11 protein-coding genes and 1 tRNA gene are annotated in these 13,459 nt (G+C 46.6%); 7 read left to right on the top strand and 5 right to left on the bottom strand.

Annotated elements, in window-relative coordinates:
- Window positions 1-211 precede the first annotated feature (211 nt).
- The 4 genes from ACRC32_RS18645 to ACRC32_RS18630 all read left to right on the top strand — a co-directional run bounded on the left by ACRC32_RS18645 (window position 212) and on the right by ACRC32_RS18630 (window position 4,855).
- Complete coding sequence (locus ACRC32_RS18645) at window positions 212-1,480, top strand: efflux RND transporter periplasmic adaptor subunit (RefSeq protein WP_438555374.1); 1,269 nt, start codon at window positions 212-214, stop codon at window positions 1,478-1,480.
- A 122-nt stretch (window positions 1,481-1,602) separates the two neighbouring features.
- Window positions 1,603-2,877 carry an ABC transporter permease gene (locus tag ACRC32_RS18640; RefSeq protein WP_438555372.1) on the top strand — a complete coding sequence of 425 codons (1,275 nt, stop codon included), beginning with the start codon at window positions 1,603-1,605 and terminating at the stop codon, window positions 2,875-2,877.
- Between the two features lie 38 nt (window positions 2,878-2,915).
- Window positions 2,916-2,997 (top strand) — tRNA-Leu (locus ACRC32_RS18635).
- 634 nt (window positions 2,998-3,631) lie between these two features.
- A complete protein-coding gene (locus tag ACRC32_RS18630) occupies window positions 3,632-4,855 on the top strand; it encodes a saccharopine dehydrogenase family protein (protein WP_438555371.1) in 1,224 nt (407 codons plus the stop codon).
- A 1-nt stretch (window position 4,856) separates the two neighbouring features.
- Here the strand turns inward: ACRC32_RS18630 and ACRC32_RS18625 are convergent, their stop codons facing one another.
- From ACRC32_RS18625 to ACRC32_RS18610, 4 genes are all read right to left on the bottom strand, one after another.
- Window positions 4,857-5,447 (bottom strand): pentapeptide repeat-containing protein, encoded by a 591-nt coding sequence (locus tag ACRC32_RS18625; RefSeq protein ID WP_438555370.1) that lies wholly within the window; start codon window positions 5,445-5,447, stop codon window positions 4,857-4,859.
- A gap of 25 nt (window positions 5,448-5,472) precedes the next feature.
- The gene (locus ACRC32_RS18620; protein ID WP_438555369.1) at window positions 5,473-6,276 is read right to left on the bottom strand and encodes an SDR family NAD(P)-dependent oxidoreductase; all 804 of its coding nucleotides are present in this window, start codon (window positions 6,274-6,276) and stop codon (window positions 5,473-5,475) included.
- A gap of 316 nt (window positions 6,277-6,592) precedes the next feature.
- Window positions 6,593-8,512, bottom strand: coding sequence for an Hsp70 family protein (locus tag ACRC32_RS18615; RefSeq protein WP_438555373.1), 1,920 nt, complete (start codon window positions 8,510-8,512; stop codon window positions 6,593-6,595).
- Between the two features lie 71 nt (window positions 8,513-8,583).
- Complete coding sequence (locus ACRC32_RS18610; RefSeq protein ID WP_438555368.1) at window positions 8,584-9,504, bottom strand: hypothetical protein; 921 nt, start codon at window positions 9,502-9,504, stop codon at window positions 8,584-8,586.
- 327 nt (window positions 9,505-9,831) lie between these two features.
- Here ACRC32_RS18610 and ACRC32_RS18605 point away from each other — a divergent pair, with 327 nt between their 5' ends.
- The 3 genes from ACRC32_RS18605 to ACRC32_RS18595 are packed head-to-tail and all read left to right on the top strand — an operon-like array spanning window position 9,832 to window position 12,167.
- On the top strand, window positions 9,832-10,398 hold the full coding sequence (locus tag ACRC32_RS18605) for a cupin domain-containing protein (RefSeq protein WP_438555367.1): 567 nt from the start codon (window positions 9,832-9,834) through the stop codon (window positions 10,396-10,398).
- A 3-nt stretch (window positions 10,399-10,401) separates the two neighbouring features.
- On the top strand, window positions 10,402-11,298 hold the full coding sequence (locus tag ACRC32_RS18600; protein ID WP_438555366.1) for an alpha/beta fold hydrolase: 897 nt from the start codon (window positions 10,402-10,404) through the stop codon (window positions 11,296-11,298).
- 35 nt (window positions 11,299-11,333) lie between these two features.
- On the top strand, window positions 11,334-12,167 hold the full coding sequence (locus tag ACRC32_RS18595; protein WP_438555365.1) for an MBL fold metallo-hydrolase: 834 nt from the start codon (window positions 11,334-11,336) through the stop codon (window positions 12,165-12,167).
- Window positions 12,168-12,182: 15 nt separating this feature from the next.
- Here ACRC32_RS18595 and ACRC32_RS18590 read toward each other — a convergent pair whose 3' ends face one another.
- Entirely contained in the window at window positions 12,183-13,127 is a 945-nt protein-coding gene (locus ACRC32_RS18590) for a glycerol acyltransferase (protein WP_438555364.1), read from the bottom strand.
- Between the last annotated feature and the right edge of the window lie 332 nt (window positions 13,128-13,459).

Here is a 13,459-nt window from a genome sequence, read left to right as displayed (position 1 = left end):
ACTAATAACCATGACTAAAGTCATAGGGCGATCGTGACCTTTTCTACATGAGGTTGAGCGGACTAGTTTCTAAGATGGTGGCACAGAATTGGTGTAGTGAGTGTATCGCTGAGCGTGAAGTTAAAATGAAAACTGATTTGCCTGATTCAGGGCGTTCTCATTGCGCGTGAAAGACTTAAAGAAAGTAGGAATTACTAAGTGGTTGCTGGGAATGTTCTTGCTTGGCTTCTTAGCCGCAGCTAGCTACATTGTTTATCGTCAAATTGTCATTGTTCCCCGTCAAGCCGCCCAGCGCCAAGCCCTATCTGTTCCAGTGGAACGATTGAATTTATCCGTAACTGTTGCAGCTAACGGCACAATTAAACCAGAGCGATCGATTAACGTCAGCCCTAAAAGTTCTGGGCGGCTGAAAAGCCTATTGGTAAAAGAAGGAGATTGGGTAAAGCAAGGGCAAATTATCGCCTACATGGATGATTCAAATTTACAGGGACAATTAATCGAAGCAAAGGGAAGATTTGCAGAAGCGCAAGCAAATTTACAAAAATTGCTGGCGGGGAATCGCGTTGAAGATATTGCTCAAGCGCAAGCAGAGTTACAAAATACTCAAGCAACCTTAGAAGAAGCAACCTCAAACCTGCGCCAAAACGAGCAGTTATTCGCCTCTGGAGCAATTTCTAGTCGAGATTTAATTACATCGCGCGCTGCTTACAATAGTGCTAAAGCATTTGTGGATAGAGCGCAGCAAGCTTTAACATTACAACAAAATGGTTCGCGTCCTGAAGATATCGCCCAAGCCCGCGCTCAAGTCGAACAAGCACGAGGGGCATTACAAAATATTCAGACACAAATTAAGGATACGGCGATCGCGGCTCCTTTTAGTGGTGTAGTAGCGCAAAAATATGCCGATCCCGGTGCTTTCGTCACTCCCACCACCGCAGGTAGTTCTGTTTCTGGCGCAACTTCCAATTCTATCTTGGCACTGGCAGCGAACAATCAGGTTGTCGCCAACGTATCAGAAAGCAATATTGCTCAAATTCGCATCGGACAAGAAATTAGCTTTCGAGCTGATGCTTATCCAGGTAAAACTTTCAAAGGGCAAGTGATTCAAATTGCCGTTCAATCTACCGTAGAGCAGAACGTCACGAGTTTTCAAGTTAAAGCTGCAATTCTCACCGCTCCTCAGCTGTTGCGATCGGGCATGAACGTTGATGTTGATTTTAAAGCAGGCGAACTGAAAAATGCGATCGCCGTCCCCACAGTTGCGATCGCTCGTCAACCTAACGGTACGGGTGTATTTGTCGCTAGCGAGAATAATAATCCCATCTTTACCCCCATCCAAACCGGAGTGACTGTAAATGACAAAACCCAAGTTTTATCAGGACTTACGGGAACCGAAAAAGTCTTCATCACCTTTCCACCAGGAACTCGTCCCCAAACCAGAACGCCAGGAATCCCAGGTATGGGAGGTTCGCGACGGTGAACAGTTATGATTGGTCATTGGTCATTGGTCATTGGTCATTTGTTGTTGGTTGACAGTTGACGCTCCTCTGCTCCTGAAGCTCTCTTCCCCGACTCCCGACTCCCGACTCCCGATTATTCATCATGTTCAAAAAACCATCTATCCCCAAGCAATCTAACACCGTCTCAACTGCTGAAGTTGTCGGGATGGCGGCGGAATCTTTATGGAACCATAAGTTACGCACGGGATTGACAATGCTGGGTGTAATTATTGGGATTTCTTCGGTGATTTCTATTACTTCGGTAGGACAAGGCGTACAAAAATCTACCGAACAACAGATTCAAGCTTTGGGTACGAACGTGATGCTCGTCCTCGCTGGTGCGTCTACGACTGGTGGCGGGATTAACCAAGGGGTGGGTTCGGCTTCGACTTTGACTTGGGAAGATGCTAAAGCTGTGGCGCAACAGGCTCCAGCGGCGATTGGAGTGACTGCTTTTTTACAACGTCAGTTTCAAGTTGTTTATGGCGGGCAGAATATTTCTACTAGCGTTCTCGGGACGGATTTATATTACTCTGAGGTGAAAAATATTCGCCCCCAAGTCGGACAATTTTTTACTCAGGCAGATTTAGATGCGGCTCAACCAGTTGTAGTCTTGGGTTCTAAGGTACGAGATCAACTGTTCGGTGCAGAAGTTAATCCGGTAGGAGCTGATATTCGGATTCAGCGACAAAGTTATAAAGTACTGGGGGTAATGGAGCCAAAAGGCGCGGTTGGGGGTCAAGATCAAGACGATCGCGTGTACGTACCGTTAACGAATATGTCGGCGCGGTTGGTAGGAAATAATGCTTTGACTGGAGTTTCCATCAACGGATTTTGGTTAGCAGCTAGTAACGAGACGCAGTTGGATGCGGCACAATTTCAAGTCACGAACCTCTTACGCTTGCGTCACAATATCTACCCACCGCAAGCAGATGATTTTCGGATTATTAATCAGGTCGATATTATCAACACGTTTAGTAGTGTCGTAGGATTATTTACCGTGATGGTAGTGGCGATCGCGGGGATTTCTCTAGTTGTAGGCGGGATTGGGATTGCCAATATCATGCTAGTTTCGGTTGTCGAACGGACAAAAGAAATTGGTATTCGCAAAGCTGTAGGCGCAACTAATGCGGCGATTTTAATTCAGTTTTTAGCCGAAGCGGTTGTCGTCTCTGTCGTTGGCGGAGGGATGGGAATTGGGTTAGGGGTGGCGATCGCGGCTACTGCTGCGAATATTTTCAAATTTCCCCTCATTGTATCGTTGTGGTCGATCGCGAGTGGGTTTGGGCTTTCTTTCGTCGTCGGACTGCTAGCGGGAGTCATCCCAGCTCGGAATGCTGCTAAATTAGATCCCATTGCCGCTTTGAGAAGCGAGTAAAAATCTTTTATTCTCTGCTATAATCGTAAAGCCGATATGCGGATGTGGCGGAATTGGCAGACGCGCTAGATTTAGGTTCTAGTACCGAGAGGTGTGAAGGTTCAAGTCCTTTCATCCGCATTCCCTCTCTCTTCAAGCCTTTCAAGCTTTTATACCAATTCGTAAGCTCTACACAATTGGCATCAGGATATCGCCTCGAACTGATTCCACATTTAGCTACACTTTCGATCCATTAGTTGGACAGATTGTCTTTGCACTCAAAACATTTTTAGAGAAAGTTGCGATCGGGCAATTCCTATTTCTCCAAAATTAAAACAGCCCCAGAATAACAACACACACCAGGGCTGCTGACAACAAACAACGCACTCACACATAAAAGTGCATTGCACGCATTGGTATCGTATTATAAAACATTTGTACTAAGCAAGCATCATTGTGACAACTACCAGAGTAGGTAAGTAAGAATGCACTAGCAAGCGATCGCCCAATTGCTAAGACAGTAGTAGAAAGGGCGATCGCTTTGATAGAACGGCAACTTGAAGTCTTGGGGGTAAAACTAACATGACCATTACTGCAATAGAACTGCCGATGGAGAAGAATCTCTGATTGAGATTACCAACGCCATCGGACGCATTTTGCGCTACACAGATGGAATCGGTCGAGCAGAACTAGAAACTAATGATGAAAAGTTGTCTGCAATACTCTATCAAATTACAATGCGTGTAGCTAAATTTGTGAATGAGGATACCGTTCGATGACCGCTCGTCCATACGATGTCGTGCTTTACGGAGCTAGTGGTTTTACTGGCAAGCAAACAGTACAATACTTTGCCCAGCACGTAGTTTCTAGCGAAGTACGTTGGGCGATCGCGGGTCGTAACCGTGAAAAACTCGAACAGGTGAAGGCGCAAGTTGGTGTCAATGTCGATGTGTTAGTTGCAGATAGCCAAGATGCAACTGCCATAGATAATATTGTCTCCCAGACACGGGTACTGCTAAATACAGCAGGACCATTCGCTCTCTATGGCAATAAAATTGTTGATGCCTGCGTGCGCTTCAAAACCCATTACGTTGATATTACGGGCGAGACTCCTTGGGTGAAGGAACTCTGCGATCGCTATCACGATAAAGCCGCAACCGATGGTACTCGCATTATTCCCTGCTGTGGGTTTGATTCCGTGCCTTCGGATCTGGGAACTTACCTGATAGTCCGCTACATCCAACGAGAACTGGGAACATCCTGCCGAGCGGTGAAAGCTTACTATCAAGCTATGGGCGGGTTTAACGGTGGGACTCTAGCTTCTGCTTTTAACCTCTATGATTCGACTCAGGTAAGTCAAGTAAGCAATCCTTTCCTACTCGATCCAACAAGCGATCGCTCCCCAGAAGAAATAGAACGCAATCGAGATCCACAATTCCCGCAATACGATCCCGATATTGATACGTGGGTAGCGCCATTTTTCATGGGTGCGATTAATACCCGCGTAGTACGCCGCAGCAGTGCCTTATACAGTCAGTGGCAAGAACCATACGGCGTTGACTTTACCTACCAGGAATACCTGAAGTTCGACCCCCCGCTAGGATGGCTACCAGCAGTTGGGATTACGACTGCAACGGCTCTATTTATAGGTGCAATCCAGCAACCGCCAGTCCGTAACCTGCTGCAACCCCTTTTACCCCAACCAGGTAGCGGTCCGTCGGAGAAAACAATGAATGAGGGATGGTTTCGTTGCGAACTTTTAGGATTGACGAGTGACGGATGCAAGGTACGGGGACTGATTGGCGATCGCGGCGATCCTGGCAACCGCGCTACGGTGAAATTTTTGTGCGAGTCAGCATTATGTTTGGCATCGAATGAAGACAAACTACCTGGCGGTTGGCAACGCGGGGGCATCCTCACCCCTGCAACTGGACTCGGTGACGTTCTGGCAGAGCGATTGCGCCATGCAGGTATGACTGTCGAGGTTGGAGTAGCTTGAATTAAGAAATGCGATCTCCCGAATTAGAGGCGATCGCACCCCTCAAGCAAGCACCACTAAGATTGGTATCGCTCGTGTTTGCGCCCGTTAAGTCTGCCCTTGATAAGTCTGCACCGCTTAAGTCGGCTCCACTCAAATTAGCATCGCTCAAATCTGCCGCAGTTAAGTCAGCACCACTGAGATTTGCGCCGCTGAGGTTAGCACCTCTCAACTTCGCCCAGCCGAAATTTATCTGATTTAGATTGAGATGGCTGAGATCGGCACACATGAGATTGGCATTGATAAAGTGTCTATCTCCGACCGCGTAGCGCCGTTTTAATGTCTCAACACTTAGTTTGGGTAATAAAGTACAAGACTTACCGCTGTCACACCATCTAGCTTCCACTAGGCTAGCAGCAGTTTTAATTGCTATTTCATCCGAGGTAGGTATGACAACACTATTACACTCATCCCATTCACCGTCGAGCATGAAAGCAACATTGTAGGCTGCATCACGTGAATCGAATAAGAGAACGCGATTTTCCCCAGCGCGATCGCTCAATCTAACGATCGCATCTCTCCAGGATGAGAATTTTTGCAGTAAGTCTTTCATACTCTCGAATTACCCCATCACAAAATTAATTGTTAGCCGATCCTGGCTCAGTCAGCTTGCGGTGCAGTTCGGCGTTGACGGTATCGGGCAAGACTTTGCTCACCGCACCTTGAATTTTGGTCGCGAGCGACCCAGCGATTATACTATCCTTACCTTTCATCAGAGCTTCAAACCCCTGCTTGGCAACCTCAGCTGGATCGTCCTTCTCATTTGCACCTACGTTAGTATCGTCCATTCCCGCACGGTGGAAAAAGTTAGTTTCAGTCGGTCCAGGCATGAGCGCAGTTACAGTTACGCCTGTATCCTTCAACTCATTACGTAACCCTTCCGAGAAGGATTGGATAAAAGCTTTAGAAGCTGCATAGACTGCCTCAAACGAACCAGGCATCAGGGCGGCGATCGATGACGTGAAGAGAATTCGACCCTTGCCGCGATTCACCATATCCTTGACAACCCGTTTGGCAAGATGAACGGACGACACAACGTTGAGGTTAATGAGATTGAGTTCGTCTTGTAGATCGGTTTCGCGGGCAAAATCGCCGCCAACACCAACACCTGCATTAATGGCGATCGCATCCACTGCTCGATTCGAGTCTTGAATTTTCTGATATAGCGCCTCAACACCGTCATAGGTAGCGAGATCCGCCTGCACCGTCTCAACTTTGGCACCCATCCCTTCCAATGTCTGAGCAACTTCGTTTAGGTTTGAATTAGTGGCTGTGATGAGGAGATCGAAGCCGTTTTGGGCGAACTGTTTGGCAAGTTCGTAGCCGATACCACTGGAAGCACCTGTAACGACAGCTAGGGGACGGGTGAATGAATTATCCATAAATCGTAAAAAACTGCATACTTCTAACCCTTACAATCCTAGAAACACAACAGTGCGATCGCGTCTTTCCAATGAAGTAATACTACTGTGCCTTTTAGAGGAGTTTTGACAGGTGAGTTTTGACAGGTGAGTTTTGACAGGTGAGTTTTGACAAAGGACAACCCGGACAGCCTAAACTTCCCCTACTACCAATTCCGTTTGCCATTGTGACAGATCCGACCCCCCCTAGTCTCCCTAACAATGGGTGGAACAATGCCCCCCTTTTTAAGGGGGGTTGGGGGGATCTTCACACGAAGTAGTCAACAAAAAACGCCTGCTATTGAATGAGAATTGTCACCTCTTCGGCTTTGGTATGCAAAGCTTTTTTCACCTGATGCCCGATCTTCTCAATCAGCTCGTCAAAAGCCTGCCGCTCCTGGGTCATTTTTTCTCTCAGACTTGACTCTAGTTCGGGTTTCATTTTGTCACAGATACTATCTATTGTTTTATCTCCTAATGCCACAAAACGAATCCAACTAGGAATATCCAACTTTTCCTTAATCGCGTCTTCAATTTTCTCCCGATTTAGCCCCACTCCCCCACCAACGAGAGCTGCACCATAAACTAGTGCGATCGGCACGATTAAATGCCCAGTTAAGAGTAGAGCGATAATGCTACCGACAGTACCACTGCCAATGACCAAATTAATTGTAAATGCCACTGCATCGGCAAGGATAGCATCGCCTATGGGTAAATCAGGATTGACTAGAGTTGGGTCGATGCCACTTTCTAACCTTAAACTGCTTCTAGGAATTTGAAACTGACGACAAATCGGATCGGTTCGCTCGGCTATTTCAGGTTGAATGCTGCTGTTGAACCAAGTCACGCATTTATTATCGATGAGTTGCCGACCGCGATCGCTTTTTAGCCACTGTTCTGCTTGGCTTTTCATCCAACTTTCAAGCTCTGCCAGAGTGCGAATTTGACCGTTTTTCCAGTTTTTTAATCCAGGTTTGACAGCATTTTCAATCAAGGCGATCGATAATGGCTGAGTTATTAGCTCGATTAGCTCTGGAATATTTCTGGCGATCGCCTCTTTCAGCTGGTGCGAGTCATATAGTTTGTCAACTTCTGCTTTAAATGCACTAGCGCGTAGTTCCCATCTTCCTACTCGTGCTAGACCTAATGCAATGCATCGTTCTGGTTCTGGATCGGGACGAACTTGAGTTTCGGGTTCGGGAAAAATTTCTTCGCAAATTTGGCGCGTAAAACTCATGCGAGATGCACCACCAGTCATCAATAAAACTTTGGGCGTAACGCCAAGTTTTTCTAGCTTTTCCTTTGCTTCATTGACTGTCTGACGATACGACTCTTTCCAACTTTTATTTCCTAGTTCGGGTAGAGGCTGGTTTAAAATTTCTGTGATAATTTGCTGATTAACTTTAGGAATAAAGAAAATCTGTTCGTTAATCGACTCAAAACCGCGTGCGAAGGATTGAGAATCGCTGTATATCTGTTCGTTAGAAAAGTAATCTTCTTTCGCTTTACGACAGGCAAGTTCGCACCGTGCTTGATGATGAGGGTATTCTGCAAATACTTTTTCTAGTAAAACTTTCTGTTCGTGGTTAGCAAGAGTACGAGCAAAAATCGCCCGATCGATCAAACTAGCTCCTAAAGCATTACTGCCAAAATCTAGTGGGATTTCGTGAAAGCTCTTAACTAGAGTAAAATCTGTAGTCGAAGAGCCAAGATCGACAATCAGCACTGATGACTTAAGCTGGTCGTAGCCAAACTTACCAACTTCTTTGGCTTGCATAAAAGCAGCCCGCGATTCGGGTACGACACTTAATAATGGAATGCCAGTTGACTCTAATAAATGCTGGTATTTTTCTCGCTCGTCTAAAGTCCATCCTGAAGGACATCCAACATAGAAATGGCTATGAATTCCACCTTCAATCTGTTTACTTTCTTTGAGCAGACGATAATAAGTTTCTAGAAATCTACTGATTGTTTCTCTAGAATTAAGGTCGTCTGGCTTTTGCTTAAAAGTGATTTTCAGTTGAGTCACGTCAGCTTGAATTAACGCTTGGTCTCCCACAAGATAGCCTAATTCGGGATGCCAGCCAAGAGCGGTAATTTGGTTCTTCTTATGATTTATTTCTAACATTTGCGGAGACTCAATACTTTGAGCTGGCGCTTTAGCTACAGCCGTTTCGCCATGTCCCAAATCAAAACCTACTATCTCGACAACTTTCACGTTCATAGTGTTATTTATAGTTAATATTTAATCTGAATCTCGCTCGAAGTTGAATGTGATGTTAGACAAATTCACGATGACACAATATTTTCATTTTCAGTCTTAGAACGAGCTGGCTCAATGACTCGACCGCGTAGCAGCAGGCGATCGCCCTTCCATAAGGCAGGGGTTATAGTAATGTATTCTTGAGCCGAGCGGTCTATATTTGGCTCGAAGTCAAAATACTCGCGACGGCTAGATTCGTCATGCGGTCGGTACATCTGAATTCTAATTCCCTGCTCCATTAAAATTTGCGGCAGAAGTTTCGTAAGTTCCAGCGTCATTTGCGGTTGAGCCAGAAATGACGCGCCACTGAGTCTTTGTAGAAAATTCAAAAGTTCTGGCAATTCTTCTATGCCACTAGCATCAATTGTCTTCTGGTTTTCCGAAGCTGCAACGGCAAGATCGATCGTATTTAGAGCATCGCCTAAACTATTTAAAAAAGTCGCTTTATCGATCTGCAATTTTGACGGAAGTGTTTCCTTCAGCACGGCAGAATCTAGGCGATTTTCTTGACTAGCATTGAGTTGAAATACTACTTCTAGCCCGACTAGCAGAAAGAGCAACAAAATTGCAATCCAGACTTGCGAAGAATTTGAATACGATGAGAATAACGCTCCTAAAATGCCGATACAACTGAGTCCTTGTAGCAATTTTAGAATTAAGTTTTTTGGAGAAAACTTAGAAATTTGACTAAAAAATTGTTGCTGTTCTATACTTGAATCTTGCCTAGAATCGATCGCAGTCAGAGTATTTATAGACTGCCGCAGCACTTCTAAAAAAAAGGAAGCCAAACGCACCTGAGCGATATTGAGTTCGCCAACATAACTTCTTTCAAGTTCGTCAAGTCGGTTCTGCACCACCTTAACTACTTGCTCTATGCTAGTCGCTCTCTCGATGTCTGAGTGTAGATCGCTGCGGCTTTCGCTAAAAAGTGTTGTGAGTGTCTTCATTTTACTAGACGAGGCTTGGGAAGCTAGAGTGCCTCTCTAAAAACGGTAACTTCTTCAATAGGCTGACGACCACTAACTCCAGGGTTACTTTTATCGTCGCTTCGCTCCTGGGTGTGGGGTGTGGGGTGTGGGGTGTGGGGTGTGGGGTGTAGTGAGTAGCTAGTGGCTAGAATTGCTCCCGATCTTTCCCCTGCTCCCTGCTCCCTGCTCCCTATTTTGTAAACATACTCAAGTTGTGTCCTAAAGAACCCTGACCTCTGGTGGAGGTAGTTGGAGTAATGTTATAGGCAGACTAGTAGAACTGCTTTGTACTTTTGGCAAAAACCAATGACTACGAGCAATTCGCATCTAGATGCAGTATTGCAGCGCTCAAACCCCCTCGTTCAGGTGTTTGCAGATGACGGCAGATTTCCTAACAATGAAAAACTTCCTCTAGTTTTGTACCAAAATGCGGTGAAGTTACCTCAGCAAGATCCTGCCGCAACTTTCGAGGCGATATTCCATGCCAATGAATGGAGTGGCTCTTGGTGCAATGGCATATATCCTTATCATCACTATCACAGCACTGCTCACGAAGTGCTGGGAATATCTCGCGGTGAGGCTTCTGTCCGACTTGGCGGCGATGACAATGGGCAAACTTTTGAGGTTCGGGCTGGAGATGTCATCATCATCCCTGCTGGAGTAGCACACAAAAATCTAGGTTCTAGTCCCGATTTTCAAGTGGTGGGAGCCTATCCGCAGGGGCAGAAATGGGATATGAACTATGGAAAACCAGGGGAACGTCCCCAAGCAGAACGAAACATCGCTCAAGTACCTTTGCCTAAAACAGACCCAATATATGGTAAAGATGGACGGCTAGCCAAATACTGGCATCTACAGCAAGCAAAGGTGTGAGTCATGAGCCAGATAACAATCCCAAATACAGAGTTTTACGCTTGGAAGAATTACCGTTGCGCTTACGAGCACTACACTCCAGAAACTCAAGATAGCACTCCTTTGCTACTAATTCACCCGATTGGAGTTGGCTTATCGCGTCGATTTTGGCATCGCTTCTGTCAAGCTTGGTATCAAGGCGGACACGATAATCCGATTTACAATCCCGACCTCCTCGGCTGTGGCGAGAGCGAGATGCCGCATATTGCCTACACTCCGGCTGATTGGGCTGCGCAGTTGCAACATTTTCTGGAAACAGTCATTCAAAAACCTGTCACCCTGGTCGTGCAAGGGGCGCTGCTACCCGTAGCACTTGAGTTAGTCCGGTTGCAAACTCAACCAAATCACATCCAAAAATTGGTACTGGCTAGCCCCCCAGCGATCGCACTCATGACTCAACCAACAGGAGTGAGGCAGCAAAAACTGACTTGGAATTTGTTAGATTCGCCCCTTGGCACTGCTTTTTATTTTTATGCTCGAAGACCGCAGTTTTTGAGTTCTTTCTCGACCCGCCAGCTATTTGCTAGTAGCGATCGCGTCGATAGTGAATGGTTGGATCTGTTGGTCAAAGGTGCGGCAAATCCCGCCAGCCGTTACGCAGTCTTTTCCTTCTTAGCGGGTTTCTGGCGACAGAATTATCGAGATGAGATCGCGGCGATCGCTCAACCAACACTAGTTGTTGTGGGCGATCGAGCATCGAGTATCAGTCAAGCAGGCAAGCAGGATACACCAGACCGACGATTAGCCGATTACCTCAAGTGCTTGCCTCAAGGCAAAGGTGTCAAGATTGCTGGTCGCAATGTCTTGCCCTACGAGTCAACGCCTGAATTCGTTGCCACGTTGGCAGCATTTGAACCTTAGTCAATTCAATTTGGAATTGTCAATTAGGAGCATTTATGCGCATTCATCATCTGAATTGCGGTTGTATGTGTCCGTTGGGCGGAGCGCTATTTGATGGCTTCAGTCGGGGTCTGAGTGCCTGCCTCGTCTGCCATTGCCTGCTAGTTGAGACAGAACAGGGACTTGTCTTGATCGACACTGGCTTCGGTCAGCGCGATATTGAAGCGCCTTACTCCCGACTTAGCCCATTCTTTATTCAAGTTAATCGGATTCAATTCGATCGCAAATATACGGCGCTCCACCAGCTCGAACAACTCGGTTTTAGTGCAAATGACGTGCGCCATATTGTAGTAACTCATCTCGATTTCGACCATGCTGGCGGTTTAGAAGATTTTCCCGAAGCAACCGTACATGTGATGCAGGCTGAGATTGAGGCTACCCAGTCAAGGCGCGGTTTCATTGCCAGCCAGCGCTATCGTCTTGGGCAATGGGATGAGGTCAAAAGCTGGAAGTATTATTCTGCTGGAGGTGAACCTTGGTTCGGCTTTGAGGCAGTGCGCAACCTTGAGGGACTACCACCAGAGATCCTGATGATCCCGCTCGTCGGTCACACGCGGGGTCATGCTGGCATTGCGATCGACACGACTGAAGGCTGGCTCTTTCATGCAGGCGATGCCTACTTTTACCGACATGAGATGGGTTCGCCCCAGCGTCGCTGCACGCCTGGTCTACGTGCCTATCAGTGGATGATGGAAGTCGATCGCCAAGCTCGAATCTACAACCAACAACGGCTACACGCACTGTCCCTCGATCGCAGCAAAGACGTGCGCCTCTTTTGCAGTCACGACGCTGTTGAGTTTGAGACATTCGCCAAGCGATCGGATCGATGAGGCAAACAAATTCAATTACAAATCATCCGTCACTCTGCTCAATAGGTCGTCTAGCTCTGCCTGCATGTGGCTGCAAACCCTTTGGTAGCAAGCATCTACATAGTCGCGATCGCGTGCGGCGGCACGACCGTAACGCTCGAATACAACTGGCGCACAAACGCGAGTATGAATCTGCACGGGAAACGGGAAATTGGGAATTGGACCAATTCCAACACCCCAAGGTAGCCCCAGAAAAATTGGAAACACGCCTGTATTACCGTCAAGCGACAAGGGAAAACCCCATTCTTGAAGCTGTTTCACCTGTGAGTAAAGGTCAGCCAAGATAATTAGAGTGGAATGAGCGCCGTGGGAGACAAGCGGTACAATTGGCGCTGATTCTATCAGAGCTAACTTAATAAACGCCTTATTATTTGCCAAATGAATTTGGTTTCGCCAAGCATAGGGACGAAACAAATCTTTTGCCCCTCCTGGGTAGACCAGTAGTGCTGCATCTTTTGAGAGTGCCGCACGCGCCATTTTCGGATGAGCTATAATTGCCCCAACCTGCGAACCTGGTCGAGCAAAAAGCGGCGTTTGCCAAGCAGAGGGATGCATCAAGGCATAGGCTAATCGTTCGTAACCAAACCGACAGAACCAGTCATACAAAAACATTGATGTATCTGGTGAAGCCAAGCCCCCATTATGGGAGCCAACGAGCAACACCTTGCCTGTCGATGGGATGTGATGCCAGCCGTCGGTTTGAACTCGGAAATAGTTATGGTAAAACCATTTCCAAATTGGCATCCAAGCTTTTATCGCTTCAGGATTGCGCTCTGATAAAGACCAGCCATCGAATTTATGCCCAGGAGTTGTGGCGCTATGGCTTTTCGTGCCTGTGACAATGCTTAACTTTTCCAGTAAACCGGAGAGTTGTTCAGAGATTTGGTCATTGCTGCCCCAGTTATGTCTAAAAATGTTCAAGATGATTCCAATAGATAGCTATAGCCCTTAATTATTCTATACATGCCACTCAGACATATGAACGGCGATCGCACTTCTACCACTGTTCGTGGCGATCTGCATAGTCTCAAAAGGTGCTAGTAGTCTAGCCCAACAACAAGCGTTCCTATTTCTAGTTTAGGCAAATCGATTGCTAACTAGCTGAGTTGTCTGAAATTGATTTTGCATCCATGTGTACCCCTTATTAATGCAATTCGGACAAGCTTCGCCACAGGTTTCTCCACATTCATTACATAAAATTATTGCTGCTTCTTTTCTCTCGAAATCTCGCTGACAGAAATAGCAACGCTGGT

It is taken from the genome of Chroococcidiopsis sp., from assembly GCF_051657925.1.
Lineage (GTDB): Bacteria > Cyanobacteriota > Cyanobacteriia > Cyanobacteriales > Chroococcidiopsidaceae > Chroococcidiopsis.
Note: the sequence above shows the minus strand (reverse complement) of the source record. Positions and strands in the feature narration are given on the sequence as shown.